Here is a 20,090-nt window from a genome sequence, read left to right on the forward strand (position 1 = left end):
GTTCTGATTAAAAAAACCGCCACCGATTATGCTTACATATACCGCTTTCAAACGAACAGTTTTGTCACATGCTTGACAGCTTCCTTATTTGACGCTCCATCAACTTTTTTTCTTTCCAGTTTTTTTTGACCGATGGCCTGCCATTTCGGATCAAACCGCGCCTTTTGAACCATTAATCGGAGAAAAAGCGGACAAAAAAAGAGACCAAAAGATTCCCTTTGATCTCTTTCTTTCTATTCTTAGAGCAATTTTTTCTGGTAAACGCAGGTGGTCCAATAAAACAAGGCATACACGATCAACATCAATCCGCAAAAAAGATACACGAACCAATAGTCGGCATTCTGTGCAATGTGAGAAAGGACAGTGATGGCAAGTATGCTATGGATCAATGCCAAAATAGCCGGTATGAAAAAGACGACCCGATTTTCCCGCTTCATCTCTTGATAGATAGTCTCCATCGGTATGCCCATTTGACGCAGCAATCCGTATTTTTTCCGTTTTTGCTTAAACTCCGACAACTGCCGCAGACTCACCATGCTGGCGGTCGTGATAATAAAGGTCGCCGTCACAAAGGTCACTACAAACAGCACCAACCCCATACTGCTGCGCGTCGATCGGTAAATTTCTTGATACGAGGTGTACTCGGAACGGTAAATCGTTGTGTCCTCTTTTCTGCCACCTTCGCCTGCAGAAATGTCCCCCACGATCTGCTTGTTCTCCCATTTCAAGTCATAATGTATCGGAAAATCCCAATCACCCTTCAATTTTTTTCGGACCAATTGATTTAGTTCATTTTCCTTTGCATTCCTGACATCAATGACCTCAAGAGAATAGCCATGACCCGCTGTAGCATTAAATATTTTATCGGAAACGACAATTAAACTGGTCCCATAACGCAAATTCGTGTCCCCGAAAAAGTTGGGGTACGTCCCCTGGACCGTCAGCTCTTTGTCCTTCAAATAAATGATTTTGCTGTAATTTGTGTAGTCATTCAAATAGCGCTGATACGAGCTCAAAACGACCGTAGACTTCGGTGTCTTCAACTGGATATCCTTCAGCGTCGGGTTGGTCCGTTGGAAGGCACGGTAATCCGAAATAGACACCATGTCCATAACCTCCGGCTGCGAATTGACGCCTTCACCAGAGATCTCCACACTTTGCTTTGCCGGAACAGCTTTAAAATTCAATGTCTGGTGTTCATAAGGAGCCACCTTTTGCAGCTCTGGCGCGAAGGAGGCATAGCTTTCCTGGGTGACGGTCAACGAGGCCGGAGCGATCTCATTCACCAAGCGCATCTGTATCGAGACCATCGCCGCCATCCCGCCTAGAATCAGCAGGGCCATCCCAAGAGCCACCGTGATCGAGCCGAAGAAACGCCACTCGCTGAATAAGCGCAATTGCCATTCACTTCTCGACAGCATCCCCAAGTTTTTGTTCAATCGCTTCGGCCGATAGGAATTGTACCAACGCAGCGAATACGCAAAAAACAAATAGCTGCCTACCACGCACAGGACAAAAATCAGCCCCATCAGCAATAAATTGCCTTCGATCAAGCCAAAACGACCGCTCATTCTGCGAGCAAAACGGATATACATCACAGCCATTCCCCAACCACTTAGTAAAAACAGAATCCCGATCGCACCAAGAATTTTCTGTCCTATCCTCAACTTCATGGCTTGGATTTTCCGCAAGCGAATCTTCATCAAATGGGAAAATTTGTAGCCTGAAACAAGCCACAATATCTGAAACGAGACCGCCCCTAAGATGAACAAGACGACGAGCCCTGTGGTGAGGATCGCATCTGATGAAAAGAAGAAATGGACCTGCAAGGGCAAATCCATCGCCTTGACTAAAATCATACTAAAGAGCTTAGACAGCAGCACCCCTAACCCGATCCCGATAACGAAAGAAAAGATCCCGATAAAGAAAATCTCTAAGATGAACCAAAGACAAATTTGATAATAATTGAGACCATATAAATGAAAGATACTAATGTCCTTTCGACGATTTTCAATAAAAAAGCGGTTGGTATTCGCCATAAAGAACAATAAGATGACGACTACAGCAAAGCTGCCGAAGCCCAGCATCGCTACTAGCTGCGTATTCTTTCCAGCGCTGCGAATCAGCGGCTGTTCATACGTCATGGCAGTAAAAGAATAATAGACCATTACCGCGAAAATCAGACTAAAGAAAAAAATCAAATAATTCCCCAGTTGTTTTTTAAACCCGCGCCAAATGAGACTAATCAGCATTGGCCTTCCCACCTCCGCCGATCGTAGCCTGCATATCGATCACTTTCTCAAAAAAGTCTTTACGGGAAGACCGGCGAACGATCTCCGAAAAGAAACGGCCATCTTTGATAAACAAGACGCGGTTGCAATAGCTGGCTGTGTAGGGATCATGTGTCACCATCAAGATCGTCGTATCTTCATGGATATTGACCTCGTCCAAATAATTCAAAAATTCTGTAGCAGACTTTGAGTCCAGCGATCCCGTCGGCTCATCCGCAAACAAGACCAACGGCCGGCTGATCAACGCCCGAGCTGCCGCCGTCCGCTGCTGTTGACCAATCGAGATTTCTTCCGGGTACCGTGTCAGAATGTCTGAGATCTTCAGGATTCTCGTCAGCCGTATCACCCGTTCCTCGATTTCTTCATAAGAAAGCTTACTGACCGTCAACGGCAAAATAATATTGTCCTTCACGGTCAGACTATCGATCAAATTAAAATCCTGGAAAATAAACCCCAAATTCTCTCGACGAAAGTCCGTTAATCGGCTTTCCCGCATCTGCGTGATATCTGCGCCAGCGATTCTGACAGAACCCATCGTCGGCAAAGAGATCGTGGAAAGAATGTTCATCAGCGTCGTCTTGCCTGCGCCGCTGGGCCCCATGATCCCTACAAATTCACCTTTTCCAACAGAAAAATTCAAATCATTCAACACCGTTACTTTATTGCTGCGTGTGCCAAAGCTTTTGCTTAAATGCTGCACATCGATCATTTTACCCATTTGCTTTCTCCTAACTAGGATTCTCTCGTCCTTTAAGAATAGGCGGACTTTTTTCACCGCCTGCTCTGGTGCTGCCGGTGAAAAAAGTCCCTCGACAGCCGCTCGCAAATCCTTTGGTGATTCTTCTATTTTTAATATCTAAATTTTTTTCTTTATGGTATCATATTTAGGTCAGTTTCTTATGTGAAACGACCTTCAATAATCTTACAATTTTTACATGTTTATGGAAAAATATTTTCCAGTTATTTTATAGTAATCAGAAGCTTGACCTTATCAGCTTTCATTTATCTTTCAGTAAAGTGACACACTATATATAGTGTGCCGCTCTTTTTTTTACAAAATTTACCCCTATATATCGTTGCATCGTCATTAAAAATACTATATGATTGATAATGAAGTTTAAAGGAAACGGAGTTGTTTATAATGATGGAAATCCACTCAAAAGATTCATTGCTCAACGAATATCAACCATCGCTGAAAAATATTAAGGTCGTAAAACGTGATGGTCGTCACACGTCTTTTGATGACCAAAAAATTTACGATGCCTTGATCAAAGCGGAAACGAAAATCAAAGGATCCGTCGACCCCTTAGCACACGAACGTATTCAGTCAATCGTTGAACGGGTAGATGCAGAAATTTCAGAACGGTTTAACAGCGACATTAAAATCTATGAGATCCAAAATATCGTGGAGCATACATTATTAGAGCACAACGAATATGCATTAGCAGAAGAATATATCAATTACCGGACACGCCGCGACTTCCAGCGCAGCAAAGCGACGGACATCAACTTTACGATCGGAAAATTGATCAACAAGGATCAAACCGTCGTGAATGAAAATGCGAATAAGGATAGTGATGTCTTTAACACACAACGTGATTTGACTGCTGGGATCGTCGGCAAATCCATCGGTTTGAAGATGCTGCCGCCTCACGTAGCCAATGCCCATCAAAAGGGTGACATTCATTACCATGACTTGGACTACCATCCTTATACACCGATGACCAACTGCTGTTTGATCGACTTCAAAGGCATGTTGAACAACGGCTTCAAGATCGGGAATGCGGAAGTTGAAAGTCCAAAATCGATCCAAACAGCGACTGCCCAAATCTCGCAGATCATCGCCAATGTGGCATCGAGCCAATACGGCGGCTGCTCCGCAGACCGTACAGACGAGCTGTTAGCTCCTTTTGCGCGCCTAAATTACGCAAAACACTTGAAAGACGCGGAAGAATGGATCGATGATCCTGAAAAACAAAAAGCCTTTGCGAAACAAAAAACGCAAAAAGACATTTACGATGCGATGCAAAGTTTGGAATATGAAATCAATACGTTGTTTACATCAAACGGACAAACCCCCTTCACTTCTTTAGGCTTCGGTCTTGGAACGGATTGGTTTGAACGTGAGATCCAAAAAGCGATCTTGCAAATCCGGATCGAAGGTCTAGGCAGTGAAAAACGGACAGCGATCTTCCCTAAATTGATCTTTACTCTGCGCCGCGGGACAAATCTTGAACCAACAGATCCAAACTACGACATCAAAGAATTGGCATTGGAATGTGCTACGAAACGTATGTATCCAGATATCTTGAACTACGACAAGCTGATCGAATTGACTGGCAGCTTCAAAGTACCAATGGGCTGCCGTTCCTTCCTACAAGGCTGGAAAAATGACCAAGGGGAAGAAATCAATGCGGGACGGATGAATCTTGGCGTTGTGACATTGAACTTGCCGCGAATCGCGCTAGAATCTGGCGGCAGCAAAGAAAAATTCTGGTCATTACTAGAAGAACGCCTGCAAATCGCGAAAGACGCGTTAGTCTTCCGAATTGATCGTTGTAAAGAAGCAACGCCGGCAAACGCACCGATCCTTTATCAATACGGCGCTTTCGGTAAACGCTTGAAACGTACCGATGCTGTAAATGAATTGTTCAAAAATAAACGCGCAACCATTTCGCTAGGCTATATCGGTCTTTACGAAGTAGCCAGCGTCTTTTACGGCGGCGAATGGGAAGGCGACCCAGAAGCAAAAGCCTTCACTTTGAATATCATGAAAGATTTGAAGGAACACGCAGATGCTTGGGGCAACGAATACGGCTACCACTTCAGCGTGTACTCAACGCCAAGTGAAAGCTTGACTGACCGCTTCTGCCGTTTAGATACCGAACGCTTCGGAATTGTTGAAAATATCACGGACAAAGACTACTACACAAACAGTTTCCATTACGATGTTCGGAAAAATCCGACACCCTTCGAGAAGCTGGACTTTGAAAAAGAGTATCCTAAATACTGTTCTGGTGGTTTCATCCATTACTGTGAATACCCGGTTCTCCAGCAAAATCCTAAATCACTGGAAGCTGTTTGGGATTATGGGTACGACCGCATCGCCTACTTAGGAACGAACACACCGATCGATCACTGCTACGAATGCGGCTTCGAAGGCGACTTCAAACCAACCAAACGTGGTTTTGAATGTCCGCAATGCGGCAATCACGATCCAAAATCCTGTGATGTGGTAAAACGGACCTGCGGTTACCTGGGGAATCCTCAAGCACGTCCAATGGTTCATGGCCGTCACGAAGAGATCGCTTCTCGCGTGAAACATATGAAATAAAAAAGACGCGCAAACCCTCGTTTGCACCGTCTAAAAGGAATAACTGTTGACAGGGACGGCGCTCTTTGCCGCTCCCTGTTTTAGTTGAAAGGGGAAAAAACATGCGTAATCCCAAACCAAAAGAATGGCTCGCAAGTGAGTTGAGCCAACTGTATATTGCTGACTACAAGGCCTACAACTTCGTCGATGGTGAAGGCGTTCGAAATAGTTTATACGTCAGCGGCTGTCCCTTCGCCTGTGAAGGCTGCTTCAATGCGGCGGCGCAAAACTTTCATTATGGCAAACCCTTTACTCAAGAAATCGAAGACCAATTGATCGCCGACACCGCCCACGATTATGTCCAAGGCATCACCCTGCTAGGCGGCGAGCCCTTCCTAAACACGCAAGTCTGCCTAAAAGTGATCGATCGGATGCACGCTGAATTTGGCGACACCAAAGATATCTGGTCTTGGAGCGGGTATACGTTTGAAGAATTGCTGCTGGACAGTGAAGACAAATTAGAGATGCTGAGCAAGATCGATATTTTGGTCGATGGCCGTTTCGATCTTTCAAAGAAAAATTTGATGCTGCAATTTCGCGGCAGCTCTAACCAGCGGATCATTGACGTGAAAAAATCATTGGCTCAAGGCCGCGTCGTGATCTGGGAAAAGCTTCATGATTCAGAAAAAGCATTTGAACAAATTAAAAAGAGCGAACTAATCTGATCGCTCTTCCCACAATGGCAAAACAATATTTTCAAAAGCAATGGGATCTAGATTGGTCAAGGTAATACCGACTAATCGGATTCCTTTTTCTATTCCGCCGATCTCCTCCCAAATCAAACTCGCTTGAGAAAACAATTCTTCTTTTTTATCTATGTAATAAGGCAGCGTCACGCGCCGTGTCACGGTCGTATAATCTGTATAGCGAATCTTCAGTACCACTGTTTTTCCGTGGCGCTGTACGCGCCGCAGGGATTCTTCCACCTTCTCCGCCAACTGACGCAGTTGACTTAAGACTTCATCCTCCGTGGATAGCGGACGACCATAGGTATGCTCTTTTCCCACGGATTTTCGCTCACGGGTAATGTGAACTGGCGAATCATGGATTCCACGCACCTTCCGATACAAGGAATAGCCCATCTTCCCAAATTCTTGGATCAGAAACATCTCACTCTTTTCGTAGAGGTCTCCACCTGTAAAGATTCCCAACTCATTCATTTTAGGAACAGTCTTTTTCCCGACCCCGTGAAATTTTTCGATCGGCAATCGCTTCAGAAAAACCACAGACTCTTCAGGTGAAATAACGGTCATGCCCTTTGGTTTCTGATAATCAGAAGCCAGCTTCGCTAAAAATTTATTGTAGCTGACTCCTGCCGAACAAGTCAGTTGCAGCTCCTGCAAGATATCCTGCTGGAGCAAACGCGCGATTTTGATGGCCGAGCGGATGTCCATTTTATTTTCTGTGACATCCAGATATGCCTCATCGATCGAGACAGGCTCAATAATATCCGTGTAACGGTGGAAAATTTCCCGTACCTGATGCGAGACAGCCCGATACTTTTCATGATCGCCTGGCTTAAAAATAGCCTGTGGGCATAATTCGAAGGCCTTCTGCGCACTCATGGCTGAGTGGATACCGTAGATTCGCGCTTTGTAGTTCGCCGTCGTCACGACCCCTTTGCCGCCTGTGTCCGAAGGGTGGCGAGCAATCACCAGCGGATGCTTCGCCAGCTCAGGATCATCCCGCTCTTCTACCGAGGCAAAAAAAGCATCCATATCCATGTGAATGATTTTTCTCGATGTATCATTTTTCAATGGAAAAACCAATTCTGCCATCGTACACACCCCCTTTAGTCGTAAAAATCTTCCCCCTCATTATAACCGAACGTTTGTTCAGAGACAATCAATCCTGCTGAAAGTTAAAAGACGTTAAGAAGGCTCGTTGATTGTCGGATTCTTTTCTCAAAAAAAGTCCTTCTTCCAAAGTACGGAAAAAGGACTGTTGTCTTCCTATGAGTGTTTAACGTTCGATTAGATTTACTTTGCGGATCATTAGTTTGTCGGCAGAGCCTCGTTGGAACTCTTGAGGTTCTCCGAAGATTTCGGCATAAATAACTTTGTTGTGTTCGCGACGGCGAAGCTGGTAAATGATTTTCCCTGTATCTTCCAGCTCTTTCATCATTTCAGTCACACCGCCAAAGCCGGTCTTCTTGGTGATAAATCCTGTCGCTACCATTCGCTCATCCAGGTAACGGGCAGAAATGACAGAGCCCTTCGCCAAAGTAGTTCTCAAGGCGGTCGCCAATTCTTCTAGTTCTTCAGGAACGGGCAATTCACGTTCTACTGGTTGGTACAAGGTATCCCGTAAGGTGTTCAGCTCCTCTACCAACGCTTCATATTGTTCCTTTGTCAGCATGACGCCAGCAATTTTTTCACGGTTGAAAATATAAACCCCTGTCTCTGCTTTTCGAGCTTGAGCAAAAACATCCATTGGCGATTTTTTTACTTCTGTAATGGAAGATGTCGGAACATCTAATTTTCTTAACCCCATTCAGCTCTCCTCCTATTTAATAGTCCATCGATTGAAAGAACGAACTTCTATTTTTAGTTGTTTTACATTCTATTCACCCACGAATGTACAAAAAGATGCAAAATAGAACGGCATCCTCAACGTAGTCTTCATCATTATAGCATAACCTATCTTGAAGAAAAATCTTCACCTCAGTTTCCTCTTGGAGAAGTGTTGTAGGCCTGATACCTTTCTTGGATCAACAAGGAAGATTTTAAATTGGGGGTCAGCGTTAAGGAGGCTGAATGGACCGAAGAGAAGATTTCCTTTAACGCAAAAGCCAATTCATCCAGCTGGCAATTAGTCAAAAACGGCAATCGTCGTTTAAATTCTTTGGCTATGATAAAGAAATGATCGCTCACCGTATCCCCGCGCCATTTCAAATTGAAGAGCGTCAGCGGCAGCCCTTGATAAACCCCTAAAAATAAATCAAACAATTTAGCAGCCAGCAGCTCCTCCGTAGTGCCGGATTCTTCTATAAATACTTCTTCAATAATGGCACATGCCTCCTGCACCTCCTGATACAAGCTGCTCCGCTGCTGCTGATGGGACCTGTAAAGATCAAGATAGTTGTCGAAATGATGCCTAAGATAATCAAAATAGAAATATTCCGCCAATGGCGACTCCACTCCGAACTGACTGCGGAAGTCTTCTAACTGTTCCCCCGCAAAAAACGCCGCTTTCTCAATGGAGGGGAGGGACCGATTTAAATAATAGTGCGCCAGTTGATCATACATTTCCTGTTCCTCAAAAGAGTAGAAATCTCGTAAATAGCGTAACTGCAGCAGCACGATCAGTGCAGGCTCGCCCGCTACCTCTCCCGATCGGTGATTCACAGAAATATTCAAATGAAGGATCTGCTTGTTCAAGCGTCTTAGCTTGGAATAGCTGCTTTTGGTATCCCCGTCATTCCAAAGATAGCCTCGAAATAGTTGAAATCGCGGATCTGCGCGGATCAATTTACGGCAGAGTCCTAAATAATTCGGCTCGGACTGCCAGTTGATTTGCCAAATCTTCTCTTTTATTAAGAAATTTTTCTGTCGCAGCTCCTCTATGTCCCGTGAGATCGTTTTTCTGCTCACGGTCATTTTCTCAGCCAGCTCTGTGACTGAATAGCGACTGTATTGAATCCATTCTAACAATTGCAATTGCCGTTGACATTTTTTTCTCGTGATAAATTCCCAGATCATGCGCCACACTCTTTCCCCGTCAAATAAACTCCTTTCTTTAAACATAGCACAATCTAAGCCGCAGAAGTTTCTCAACTTTTTTCAAAAAATAAAAACGCCTGAATACTCAGACGTTTAAAGTCATCGCATTGATCGCGACGATGATCGTACTTAGTGACATTAAAATGGCACCCACTGCTGGACTCAAAAGGATTCCGATAGGGGCTAGAACACCCGCAGCCAATGGGATCGCGAGAATATTGTAGCCTGCGCCCCACCAAAGATTTTGGATCATTTTACTGTGGGTCTTTTTAGCTAAACGGACAAATTTCAAAATATCCTGTAAATTACTGTTGGTCAGCACGACATCTGCCGAATCAATGGCGATATCGGTTCCTGCGCCGATCGCCATTCCGATCGTGGCTCTGGCAAGAGCCGGGGCATCATTTATCCCGTCGCCGACCATCATGACTTTTTTCCCTTTATCCGTGTACTGTTTGATGATTTTCTCTTTATCATCTGGCAGCAATTCACTATAAAATTCATGGATTCCTAAATAATCAGCTACAGCCTTTGCCGCTGCCTGATTGTCGCCAGTCAGCATGACCGGTTCGATGCCGCTCTCCCGCAGCTTCGTGATAAAGTCCTGCGCTTGGTCTTTTAGCGTGTCCCCCATTGCAAAGAAGGCGACCAATTGGTCATCGATCAATAAGAACGAAATCGTGTTGCCCTGTGCTTGATAATCCTTCAGTTTTTCAGGATCAACCTGCAAGTGACGGTTTTCGATTTCTTTCTGATTTGCCAAAATAACTTGATGTCCTTCTACTGTGCCGCTTACGCCGACACCCTTTAACGTGGAAACATCTTCTGCTTTGTAAGGGGTGATCGTTTCTGATTTCAAATAATTCATAACGCCGACAGCAAGGGGATGGTTCGTTTGACTTTCCAACGCGCCGATATATTTCAACGCCTCTTCTTTGCTCTGGTCGGTCAACACTTCGACACCTGTCACCGTGAACTTTCCTTCAGTCAATGTACCAGTCTTATCAAGAAAGACGTAGTCCAATTTGTTTCCCTGCTCCAGCGCTTGACGACTTTTCAACAGCAAGCCATTTTTAGCTGCCAATGACGTAGAACGCGCGATCACTAAAGGAATCGCCAATCCTAAGGCATGGGGACAGGCAATGACAAAGACTGTCACCATACGATCCAGCGCCTGCGGCAAGTCTGCCACGAAGAGCCAAGCGATGAAGGTTAAAATACCAGCGGCCAACGCAATGTAGAACAACCATTTGGCGACCTTATCAGAGATCGATTCTAATTTTGATTTCTCCTGCTGGGCTTCCTTCACCATCGTCATGACTTTGGCTAAGTACCCATCTTCTCCTGTCCCTGTAACCTTCAGTTGAATGGTGCCGTCGCCATTGACGGACCCGCCAATGACAGTATCACCGACTTGCTTCTGAACGCCTTTTGATTCCCCCGTCACGGCGGACTCATCAACGATCGTAGCACCCTCGATGACCTCGCCGTCCGTCGGCATCTTATCACCCGCACGAACGAGCAAGTGATCGCCTGCGTGAATATCCTGCAGTTTCACTTTTTTCGCAGTACCATCTGCCTCGATCTTCGTCACTTCATCCGGCAGTAATTCAGCCAGCTTTTTTAAGGCGTTACTTGCATTCGAAACAGCGCTCATTTCTACCCAATGCCCTAACAGCATGATCACGATCAAGGTCGCTAATTCCCAGAAAAAGTCCATCACGTGTTCGTGGGGATTGAGTTTGTTCACGACAAAGGAGTACAAACTGTAGATATACGCAACGGAGATCCCCATTGCGATCAAGGTCATCATGGCGGGGCTCTTCATTTTCAGCTCCATTTTAGCGCCGCTGAGGAAAGGCTGACCGCCATAAATAAAGAGAACCGTCGCCAAAATCAATACGACCCACTCCGATCCTGGAAAAGTGAATTGAAACGGCAATTGTATCCCCATCATTGGGGAAAGAACGATGATAGGGATCGACAAAACAAGCGAGAGCCAAAACTTTTGTTTGAAATTCCCCATATGCATCGAATGGTCCATACCGCCGCCCATATCATGGTGCTCATGACCATCCATTCCATGATTCATCTCGTGATGATCGTGCCCCTCCATTGCATGATCCATATGTTGGTGATCATACATCGACGGGTCCTTTTTCATCGATTCATCCATTTTTTCTCCTTGCTTCATCTCAACGACCTCCTACATCATTTCATCTGATGCGTCCTTTTAGTTATTTCTAACCAAAAAGACGACTTATATTTTTTTCTGATTCAAGCTGAGCGAGTTCAGCAATACACTGACCGAACTAAAGGCCATCGCACCGCCGGCAATGATAGGATTCAAAAAGCCCACTGCGGCAAAGGGAATCCCGATCACGTTGTATAGAAACGCCCAGAATAAATTTTGTTTGATCTTTCTTAGTGTTATTTTGGATAGACGAATACTTTTCTCAACGGATAAAAGATCACTGTTCATCAAGGTTATGTCCGCTGTCTCCATCGCAATATCTGTTCCGCTGCCCATCGCGATGCCGATATCCGCCAAGGCTAAAGCTGGTGCATCGTTGATCCCATCGCCAACCATCCCTACAGATTCGCCTTTTGTCTGTAATTCTTTGACAACTTGCGCTTTATCCTCCGGCAAGACTTCTGCCACGATATCTGATGCAGCTAACCCCACCTGTTCACCAATGTAGCGTGCGGTCTGCGGGTTGTCGCCTGTCAGCATTTTCACGGTGATCCCTGATTCCTGCATTGCCGCAATGGCTGCTTTTGAGGAGGATTTTATCTGATCTGTCACTGAGATCATGGCAAGGACCTTCGCGTGATCCGTCAAGAACATCACTGTCTTTCCTTCTGCTTCCAACGCTAGCACACGTTCTTCATCAAATAAAATATTTCGCTCACGGACACCCCGCGTAGACCCGACAAAATAAGCCTTCCCGTTGATCACACCTGTGACACCTTGACCAGTCAAGCTTTCAAAAGAATCTACTGGCAGAATCGCCGCCTGATCTTTTCCATAATGATAGATGGCTTTCGCCAAGGGGTGCTCAGAATACTGCTCCAAGCTTGTTAAATAAGAGAGTGCTTCTGGATCGAAGGCATCAAAATCAGCAACTACTGGTTTTCCTTCAGTGATCGTCCCAGTCTTATCTAAAACGATCGTTGTCAAATGCGCGATCTTCTCCAGCGCGCCGCCGCCTTTGATCAAGATTCCAGACTTCGCCCCCAGACCCGTTCCTACCATGATCGCTGTTGGTGTCGCCAAACCTAAGGCACATGGACACGCGATCACCAAAACAGAAACACTATGAACGATCGCCTGTTGCCAATCTTGTGTGACGAAGCCTGTGGCTAGCAAGGTGATCAAGGCGATTCCTAGAACCGTTGGGACAAAAACTTTGGAAATTTTATCCGCGATTTGCTGAATCGGTGCTTTTTCTCCTTGCGCATCTTCCACCATACGAATGATACGAGAAAGAACGGTCATACTGCCGACTTGCGTTGCGGCAAATTGGATACTGCCTGTCGTATTAACGGTGCCGCCAAACACTTGATCTTCTGCTTGCTTATCGACCGGCAAACTTTCGCCAGTCAGCATGCTTTCATCGATAGTGGTTTGGCCGCTGAGAATTTTTCCATCTACGGGAATCTGTTCTCCGGGACGAACACGCACAACGTCGTCTGTTTGCACCTCTTCGATCGGTACTTCTTTCTCTTCACCGTTGACGATCACTGTGGCTGTCTTCGCCTGCAAGCTCATTAATTGTTTGATCGCATCACTGGTTTTTGTCTTCGCTTTTTGCTCCAAATATTTCCCCAGCAAGATCAAGGTGATGATCATGCCGCTGCTTTCAAAATACAGATCGGAATTATAAGGATTGAAGAAGCCGTTATAGACACTCAAGGCAAAGGCCGCGGTCGTGCCCATTGCTACCAGCACGTCCATATTCGGCGCTTTTGTCTTTAACGCATGATAGGCACCGCGATAAAAACGCTGCCCAACACCAAACTGCACCGGTGTCACTAAGATCAATTGAACCAGCGGCAGATGCAGAAAATGTACCCAGTTCCCGTGACTGCCCAGAAGCATCGCGATCATTGCGATCATCAATGGCGCTGTCAAAAGAGCACTCACGAGCAAATCACGTTTCATCTTCTTCAGATACGCAGCTTTTTCCTGTTCGATTTTTTGTTTATGGGCGTCATCAAAGAGTATCGCACCGTACCCGATGGCTTCTACTCGTTGGATCAACTGTTCCGCTGTTAGATTATCGGCAAATTGGACCGTGGCCTTTTCAGTCGCCAAATTCACATTCGCTTCCAGCACACCCTCAGTGGCCTTTAATTCTTTCTCCACGCGGGCAGAACAGTTGGCACAGGTCATGCCAGTGATCGCGAATGTTTCTACTGTTGCGTCTGCCAATTAAATCACCTCAGTTTCATACCCTGCTTCGGTCACTGCGGCAGCGATTTGTTCTGCTGAAACCTTTGCTTCGTCAAATTTCACCACACCTTGGTTCTTTTTCAAGTGGATCTTTACTTTATCGATCCCTTCCAATTGGTTGATTGCCTTTTCTACATTTGCTACACAGTGATTGCAGCTCATTCCGTTGATTTCAAATTGTTTTTTCATGTTGATCGTCTCCCATTCTAATTGAATTATTTTTTATGGCTGTTGCCAGTTAGTCCTTATGATGATTGCATTCACACTGTCCGGGGATACAGTTGCACGCGATTGTATCGACGGTCTTCTTCTTTACTAATTGTTCCTTGATCTTTTCCACATCTGCCTCCGTCAGTTCCGCTTCTGCAACTAATTCAGCAATGGTTTCGCCGATTCGTTTGGCACAAATATGAGAAAAGAGATTCTCTGTCGCACTTTTTACCGTCTCGCCTTCACTGATTGCCGGATAATAAATATACTTTTTCCCTGACTGCTCGGTCCGTACCGCTTCTTTTTTTACTAAGCGCCCTAATAACGTCTTGATCGTGGCGGGCTTCCACGCCATCGTCTGACCAAGGATGTCGATGATTTCTTGTGCGGTCGTGGATTCCTGTGTCCAAATCACTCGCATGATCTCCCACTCGGAATCACTGATCTTTACTGGTGTGATTGTCATAGCCATACACTCACCTCTTTCGTTTACAATTGTAATCTACATCTTTTAGTTTACATTTGTAATCGTCATTCGTCAACTGATACGATAATTTTTTTGTACGGCGAGAAATGAGTGCCCATTAATGCCCCCTTCTGCAATGAAGCGTGGACCACTTTGAATACCTCTTTTCCCCGCAAAAAAAGCTTTGTGACCACTAGAGCCACAAAGCCTGTTCACCTACTATTTTATTCTTAAACAACGCATCGCATTCAACACAGCGATCACAGTGACACCTACGTCTGCGAAAACGGCGGCATACATCGTTGCGAAGCCTAATGCTCCTAAGACCAACACGACCACCTTGACACCGATCGCAAACACGATGTTTTGTTTGACGATCCCCATCGTTTTACGTGCGATTCCAATCGCTGTCGGGATTTTTTCAGGCTGGTCATCCATGATCACGACATCCGCTGCCTCGATCGCGGCATCCGACCCTAGGCCGCCCATAGCGATACCGATATCAGCGCGGGCAAGCACGGGAGCATCGTTCATCCCATCACCGACAAAAGCCGTTTTGGTTTCCCGCTGCAATTCCTCTTCTAAATGCGTGACCTTATCCTCTGGCAGCAGTTCACTATAGACTTGATCGATCCCGATCTTCTTACCGATCGCATCCGCGATTCCGCGATTGTCTCCAGTCAGCATGACGGTACGCTTCACACCGAGGCTCTTCGCTTCAGCCAATGCTTCAGAGACATTGTCCTTGATCTCGTCAGCAATCACTAAATGTCCGACAAATCTTCCATCCATCGCAACATAGACGATCGTGCCGATTTCCTGTACGGCTTGGAATGGAATGTTCTTGTTTGCCATCAGCTTTTCGTTGCCGACTAAGAAATGATGCCCATCGATCTCAACTGAGAGCCCAAAACCTGCGATTTCTTCTAATTGACTGACAGCGAGCAATGGTTGATCGACGTAATTTACGATTGATTGGGCAATCGGGTGAGTGGAGCTTTGTTCCGCACTAGACACATACTGTAAGAATTCCTTTTTGTTCATGGTCGTTTCAACAGTTTGAACTTCAAAGACACCCTTCGTCAGCGTTCCTGTTTTATCGAAGACCAAGGTTTCCACGTTTGCTAACGTTTCAATATAGTTGCTGCCTTTGATCAGGACACCGGCTTTGCTAGCACCGCCGATCCCGCCAAAGAAACTCAACGGTACAGAAATAACCAGCGCACACGGACAAGAGATCACTAGAAAGGTCAACGCACGATAGACCCAATCATAAAAGGGCTCTCCGGTCACCAGCGGCGGCACGACTGCCAACAAGACAGCCAAGCCGACAACGATCGGTGTGTAGTAGCGAGCAAAGCTGGTAATAAAGTTTTCTGCCGGTGCCTTTTTACTGCTGGCATTTTCCACCAAATCTAAGATTTTGCTGACCGTCGACTCACCAAATGTCGTTGTCACTTCTACAGTCAATTGTCCGCTCTGATTAATAAACCCGCTGAGGATCTGTTCCTCCGGATGGATACTGCGGGGAACAGATTCTCCTGTTAACGCAGAGGTATCCAGCATCGAATTGCCTTCTTTGACGATCCCATCCAACGGTACCTTTTCCCCCGGCTTGATCAAGATACGATCGCCCACCTTGATCGCTTCAGGCGCGACCTTTTTCACTTCACCGTTCTGGATCAAGTTCGCCGAATCTGGACGAATCGCTAACAGTGAGCTGATTGATTTTCTTGATTTTGCAACGGCGTAATCTTGGAAGAATTCTCCTACTTGGTAAAACAGCATAACGGCCACTGCTTCTGGATATTCTCCGATCGCGATGGCGCCAACGGTTGCGATCGCCATGAGAAAGTTTTCATCGAAGATCTCTCCATGGAAAATGTTTGAGATGGCGGTTTTGAGGACGTCATAGCCGATCCACAGGTATAAGATCAAATAAGCAATCAGCTTCAACGGCATTGCCGGAGTAAAGATAGCCAAACCTCCTAAAGCAATGATCGCCACAACGATTTGAATGATTTTTCCTTTAGAGCTTTCCTCTTCTCGTTGCGTTTGCACGCTGTTGACTTCAACATCCGGCTCCAACTTATTCACGATCTCCTTCGCTTCCTCGCTGACACGTTCAATATCTTTTTCCGGTGCAACGATCGTCAGTTTCGTGCTCATAAAATCCACTTGAGCCTGCTCCACACCTTTGATTTGCTGTACAGAGCGCTCGATCTTCGCTGCGCAGTTCGCGCAATCCAACCCATCTAACCGATATACTTTTTCCATGAGATTCCCTTCTCTCTTTTACATATGAATGATCCTTCATGTATATTATATATGAGAGCTCATTCATATGTCAAGCATAAAAAGAAAGCTTTTTCAAAAATATTTCCCGCTCATTTTCCTCTAACTCTATTTCTAAAAAAGAGACTTGAAAGAGCCCTACAAACACAAAAAAAAACGCCGAGAATGTCCTCGGCGTTTCAACGATCGTAACTTATGGATAAATACGGTTCAACAAACGTGGGAATGGAATGGCTTCACGAACATGGTCGATCCCTGAAATAAATGTGATCGTCCGTTCAAGTCCTAAACCAAAACCTGAATGGGGCACAGTCCCATATTTACGCAGATCCAAATACCATGAATATTCTTCTTCGTTCAAGCCTGCTTCACGGATTTGTTCCAACAAGTAATCATAGTCGGTCGCACGTTCAGAACCGCCGATGATTTCTCCATATCCTTCTGGCGCGATCAAGTCGGCACAGATCACGACATCTTCACGTGTTGGGTGTGGCTTCATATAGAAAGGCTTGATAGCCTTTGGATAATTTAAGATGAAGACTGGACGGTCGAAGGAATTCGCGATAAACGTTTCGTGCGGCGATCCAAAATCTTCGCCCCACTCAATATCGTCAAAGCCATTTTTCTTCAATAATTCAATCGCTTCGTCATAAGAAATCCGCGGATAAGGAAGCTTTGTATAGTTTTTCAAAATTTCTTTATCACGTCCCAAGACGTCTAATGCGTAGTCACAGTTATCTAGAACACTTTGTACTAAGTAAGCCACGTATTGTTCTTGCACTTCTAGACTGTCTTCTTGATGCATGAAGGCCATTTCTGGTTCGATCATCCAGAATTCAATCAAGTGACGGCGTGTTTTTGATTTTTCAGCACGGAAAGTCGGTCCAAATGAGAAGACTTTTCCTAATGCCATCGCTGCTGCTTCCATGTATAATTGTCCACTTTGAGATAAATAGGCCTTATGGTCGAAATAATTTGTTTCAAATAAATCGCTGGTTCCTTCAGGAGCTGAACCTGTCAAAATCGGCGGATCTACTTTTACAAAACCATTGTTATTGAAGAATTCATAGGTCGCACGAATGATCTCGTTACGAATCAGCATGATCGCATGTTGTTGTGACGAACGCAACCATAAATGACGATGATCCATCAAGAAATCTACGCCATGCTCCTTCGGTGTGATCGGGTAATCATGGCTTTCACCAATGACTTCGATCGACGCTACACCTAATTCATAACCGAATTTAGAGCGTGTGTCCTCCCGAATTTCTCCTGTAACAATGATTGATGTTTCTTGCGTCAATTCTTTCGCTAAATGAAAAACTTCTTCTGATACATCACTTTTGACAACGACCGCTTGAAAGTAAGCTGTCCCATCACGTAATTGTAAGAAAGAAATCTTTCCGCTTGATCGTTTATTCGCGACCCAAGCCCCGATTTTTACTGTTTCGCCAACATGGTTCTTGGCATCGATGATTTGAATTTGTTCCACAAATGTCTCTCCTCACTTATTTATCCCGAAATAAGGTTTTACTTTTTACTATTTTCTATGAAACGACGAATCCGCACGACTGCTTCTTCTAGGTTTTCCATACTGGATGAATAACTCATTCGCACGCTGTCAGAAGAACCGAACCCTTCGCCTGTTACCAGCGCCACACGCTCTTGTTCCAACAAATCGTTGACCCAAGTCGTCACATTGTCGTAGCCGCCTATCTCCATCGCACCTTTGATGTTCGGAAACAGGTAGAACGCTCCTTGCGGTTTTTTAAGCTCAAAACCTGGCAGGTCCGCTACTTTTGGATAGATGGTATTCAACCGCTCTTCAAACGCTTGACGCATCTTTTCTGCTGTTTCCTGCTCTCCCGATAAAGCCTCAGCAGCAGCTACTTGGCTGACCGCCGTCGGATTGCTCGTTGCTTGAGAAGCAATCGACGTCATGGCACCGATGATCTCTTCGTTCCCGATCGCATAGCCAATTCGCCAACCCGTCATAGAGTAGGTTTTCGAAACGCCATTGATGATCACGGTATGATGAAAAATATCTTCTGACAATGAAGCAAGATGGGCTGCTTTGTTTCCATTATAAACAAGATGATCATAAATATCATCTGAGACAATCAACAGGTCGTGACGGACGGCCCATTCCCCGATTTCTCGCAGCTCGTCTTCCGTGTAGATCATCCCTGTCGGATTCGACGGGGAATTGATGATCAGTGCTTTTGTCTTTTCCGTACGAACCTCTTCTAGTTGATCGATCGTGATCTTGTAGTCATTGTTTTGCGCACCTGCAACAAACACAGGATTTCCTTGAGCCAGCTTGACTTGTTCACCATAACTCACCCAATAAGGAACTGGGATGATGACTTCATCTCCTGCGTCCAGAACTGCTTGGAACAAGGTATACAAGGCAAATTTTGCCCCGCTTGTGACAATGACATTCTTCGGTGCGATGGAAAGGTCATAATTTTTCTTAGTGAAGTCCACGATCGCAGATTTCAATTCAGGGGTGCCGCCAGAGGCAGTATAGAAGCTGACTTTGCCACCTTCGATTCCCTTGATCGCTGCCTGCTCGATGTTTTCCGGCGTTGTGAAATCAGGCTCCCCTACAGTCAAGCTGATGACATCTAATCCTTGGGCTTTCAACTCTTTGGCTTTGGCGGTAGCTGCTAAAGTGACGGACGGTTCTAAGTTTGTTACACGCTGTGATAATTTCATAACCAATAACTCCCTTACCAAGTTTTTTTAGATTTCTTTGATGACTTTGATTTGTTTGCCATCATTAAATGACAGCAAGTAATAAAAAATCGCGCCCTTCTCATCCTTCGCGGTGATCTCCCAAGCGGTTTTATCTTGATAGATCCCTAAGTTGGCTTTCTCAAAAATCAGATCTGGATTCTCCTCATTAAAGCGTTTCTCTGCTTGTTCTTCGGTCAGACCATCCTTTTGATTGAGAACGCGGACTTTCTCTCCTGATTTCGGAACGATCACGATGATCGATTCGCCAGTATTATTTTCACCCGTAACGGTGAAATAGGTTTTTTCACGATTGAACCAATAAAAATGATCGACCGTTTTTAAATCGGCATATTTTTCTGCCATTTGAACCGCTTCTCTTTTAGCTTGCTGCATCGGACGATTTGAACGGATAAAAATCATGGTCGCCGCCACGATAATAATTAGTAAAAATGCCACGATCCCTAAAAGCCAACGGTTGAGCTTTTGCTGCCTTGTACTATTCGTATCCAAAATCATACTCCTCTCAGACAAGCTACAT

At 45.2% G+C, this 20,090-nt stretch carries 16 protein-coding genes; 2 read left to right on the forward strand and 14 right to left on the reverse strand.

Annotated elements, in window-relative coordinates; all coding sequences use genetic code 11:
• Positions 1-47: 47 nt before the first annotated feature.
• The 3 genes from I592_RS22170 to I592_RS12250 form a co-directional block, all read right to left on the reverse strand.
• Positions 48-173 carry a hypothetical protein gene (locus I592_RS22170; RefSeq protein WP_279625397.1) on the reverse strand — a complete coding sequence of 42 codons (126 nt, stop codon included), beginning with the start codon at positions 171-173 and terminating at the stop codon, positions 48-50.
• Positions 174-239: 66 nt separating this feature from the next.
• Complete coding sequence (locus I592_RS12245) at positions 240-2,252, reverse strand: FtsX-like permease family protein (RefSeq protein ID WP_010779887.1); 2,013 nt, start codon at positions 2,250-2,252, stop codon at positions 240-242.
• Positions 2,242-3,009 (reverse strand): ABC transporter ATP-binding protein, encoded by a 768-nt coding sequence (locus tag I592_RS12250; protein WP_010779886.1) that lies wholly within the window; start codon positions 3,007-3,009, stop codon positions 2,242-2,244. Before I592_RS12250 ends, I592_RS12245 begins: the two co-directional genes overlap by 11 nt.
• A 423-nt stretch (positions 3,010-3,432) precedes the next feature.
• On the opposite strand from I592_RS12250, the gene nrdD reads away from it, so the two are divergent.
• On the forward strand, positions 3,433-5,625 hold the full coding sequence (nrdD, locus tag I592_RS12255; RefSeq protein WP_010779885.1) for an anaerobic ribonucleoside-triphosphate reductase: 2,193 nt from the start codon (positions 3,433-3,435) through the stop codon (positions 5,623-5,625).
• A gap of 101 nt (positions 5,626-5,726) precedes the next feature.
• Positions 5,727-6,329 (forward strand): anaerobic ribonucleoside-triphosphate reductase activating protein, encoded by a 603-nt coding sequence (gene nrdG, locus I592_RS12260; RefSeq protein WP_010779884.1) that lies wholly within the window; start codon positions 5,727-5,729, stop codon positions 6,327-6,329.
• On the opposite strand, the gene dinB is transcribed toward nrdG, so the two are convergent.
• The 11 genes from dinB to I592_RS12315 form a co-directional block, all read right to left on the reverse strand.
• Positions 6,321-7,442 carry a DNA polymerase IV gene (dinB, locus tag I592_RS12265; protein ID WP_010779883.1) on the reverse strand — a complete coding sequence of 374 codons (1,122 nt, stop codon included), beginning with the start codon at positions 7,440-7,442 and terminating at the stop codon, positions 6,321-6,323. The genes nrdG and dinB overlap by 9 nt on opposite strands.
• Positions 7,443-7,626: 184 nt before the next feature.
• The gene (locus tag I592_RS12270; protein ID WP_010745652.1) at positions 7,627-8,157 is read right to left on the reverse strand and encodes a hypothetical protein; all 531 of its coding nucleotides are present in this window, start codon (positions 8,155-8,157) and stop codon (positions 7,627-7,629) included.
• 170 nt (positions 8,158-8,327) lie between these two features.
• On the reverse strand, positions 8,328-9,365 hold the full coding sequence (locus I592_RS12275) for an HTH domain-containing protein (protein ID WP_010779882.1): 1,038 nt from the start codon (positions 9,363-9,365) through the stop codon (positions 8,328-8,330).
• A gap of 106 nt (positions 9,366-9,471) precedes the next feature.
• Positions 9,472-11,580: a heavy metal translocating P-type ATPase gene (locus I592_RS12280; RefSeq protein ID WP_010779881.1), complete on the reverse strand. Its 2,109-nt coding sequence runs from the start codon at positions 11,578-11,580 to the stop codon at positions 9,472-9,474.
• A gap of 66 nt (positions 11,581-11,646) precedes the next feature.
• Positions 11,647-13,821: a heavy metal translocating P-type ATPase gene (locus I592_RS12285; RefSeq protein ID WP_010779880.1), complete on the reverse strand. Its 2,175-nt coding sequence runs from the start codon at positions 13,819-13,821 to the stop codon at positions 11,647-11,649.
• Positions 13,822-14,031, reverse strand: a complete 210-nt coding sequence (gene copZ / locus I592_RS12290) for a copper chaperone CopZ (RefSeq protein WP_010779879.1) — start codon at positions 14,029-14,031, stop codon at positions 13,822-13,824.
• A gap of 49 nt (positions 14,032-14,080) precedes the next feature.
• Positions 14,081-14,524, reverse strand: a complete 444-nt coding sequence (locus I592_RS12295) for a CopY/TcrY family copper transport repressor (RefSeq protein ID WP_010779878.1) — start codon at positions 14,522-14,524, stop codon at positions 14,081-14,083.
• A 213-nt stretch (positions 14,525-14,737) separates the two neighbouring features.
• Positions 14,738-16,795, reverse strand: coding sequence for a heavy metal translocating P-type ATPase (locus tag I592_RS12300; RefSeq protein WP_010779877.1), 2,058 nt, complete (start codon positions 16,793-16,795; stop codon positions 14,738-14,740).
• Positions 16,796-17,006: 211 nt separating this feature from the next.
• Positions 17,007-18,305, reverse strand: a complete 1,299-nt coding sequence (gene asnS / locus I592_RS12305) for an asparagine--tRNA ligase (protein WP_010779876.1) — start codon at positions 18,303-18,305, stop codon at positions 17,007-17,009.
• Between the two features lie 38 nt (positions 18,306-18,343).
• Complete coding sequence (locus I592_RS12310) at positions 18,344-19,531, reverse strand: pyridoxal phosphate-dependent aminotransferase (RefSeq protein ID WP_010779875.1); 1,188 nt, start codon at positions 19,529-19,531, stop codon at positions 18,344-18,346.
• Positions 19,532-19,558: 27 nt separating this feature from the next.
• The gene (locus I592_RS12315) at positions 19,559-20,062 is read right to left on the reverse strand and encodes a cell wall elongation regulator TseB-like domain-containing protein (protein ID WP_010779874.1); all 504 of its coding nucleotides are present in this window, start codon (positions 20,060-20,062) and stop codon (positions 19,559-19,561) included.
• Between the last annotated feature and the right edge of the window lie 28 nt (positions 20,063-20,090).

The organism is Enterococcus gilvus ATCC BAA-350 (genome assembly GCF_000407545.1).
In the GTDB taxonomy this organism is placed as follows: Bacteria; Bacillota; Bacilli; order Lactobacillales; family Enterococcaceae; genus Enterococcus_A; species Enterococcus_A gilvus.

Excerpts from the sequence above, each read along its gene's own strand:
- I592_RS22170 (WP_279625397.1), bottom strand. The coding sequence starts at position 173 with ATGGTTCAAAAGGCGCGGTTTGATCCGAAATGGCAGGCCATCGGTCAA.
- I592_RS12245 (WP_010779887.1), bottom strand. The coding sequence starts at position 2,252 with ATGCTGATTAGTCTCATTTGGCGCGGGTTTAAAAAACAACTGGGGAAT.
- I592_RS12250 (WP_010779886.1), bottom strand. The coding sequence starts at position 3,009 with ATGGGTAAAATGATCGATGTGCAGCATTTAAGCAAAAGCTTTGGCACA.
- nrdD (WP_010779885.1), top strand. The coding sequence starts at position 3,433 with ATGATGGAAATCCACTCAAAAGATTCATTGCTCAACGAATATCAACCA.
- nrdG (WP_010779884.1), top strand. The coding sequence starts at position 5,727 with ATGCGTAATCCCAAACCAAAAGAATGGCTCGCAAGTGAGTTGAGCCAA.
- dinB (WP_010779883.1), bottom strand. The coding sequence starts at position 7,442 with ATGGCAGAATTGGTTTTTCCATTGAAAAATGATACATCGAGAAAAATC.
- I592_RS12270 (WP_010745652.1), bottom strand. The coding sequence starts at position 8,157 with ATGGGGTTAAGAAAATTAGATGTTCCGACATCTTCCATTACAGAAGTA.
- I592_RS12275 (WP_010779882.1), bottom strand. The coding sequence starts at position 9,365 with ATGATCTGGGAATTTATCACGAGAAAAAAATGTCAACGGCAATTGCAA.
- I592_RS12280 (WP_010779881.1), bottom strand. The coding sequence starts at position 11,580 with ATGAAGCAAGGAGAAAAAATGGATGAATCGATGAAAAAGGACCCGTCG.
- copZ (WP_010779879.1), bottom strand. The coding sequence starts at position 14,031 with ATGAAAAAACAATTTGAAATCAACGGAATGAGCTGCAATCACTGTGTA.
- I592_RS12295 (WP_010779878.1), bottom strand. The coding sequence starts at position 14,524 with ATGGCTATGACAATCACACCAGTAAAGATCAGTGATTCCGAGTGGGAG.
- I592_RS12300 (WP_010779877.1), bottom strand. The coding sequence starts at position 16,795 with ATGGAAAAAGTATATCGGTTAGATGGGTTGGATTGCGCGAACTGCGCA.
- I592_RS12310 (WP_010779875.1), bottom strand. The coding sequence starts at position 19,531 with ATGAAATTATCACAGCGTGTAACAAACTTAGAACCGTCCGTCACTTTA.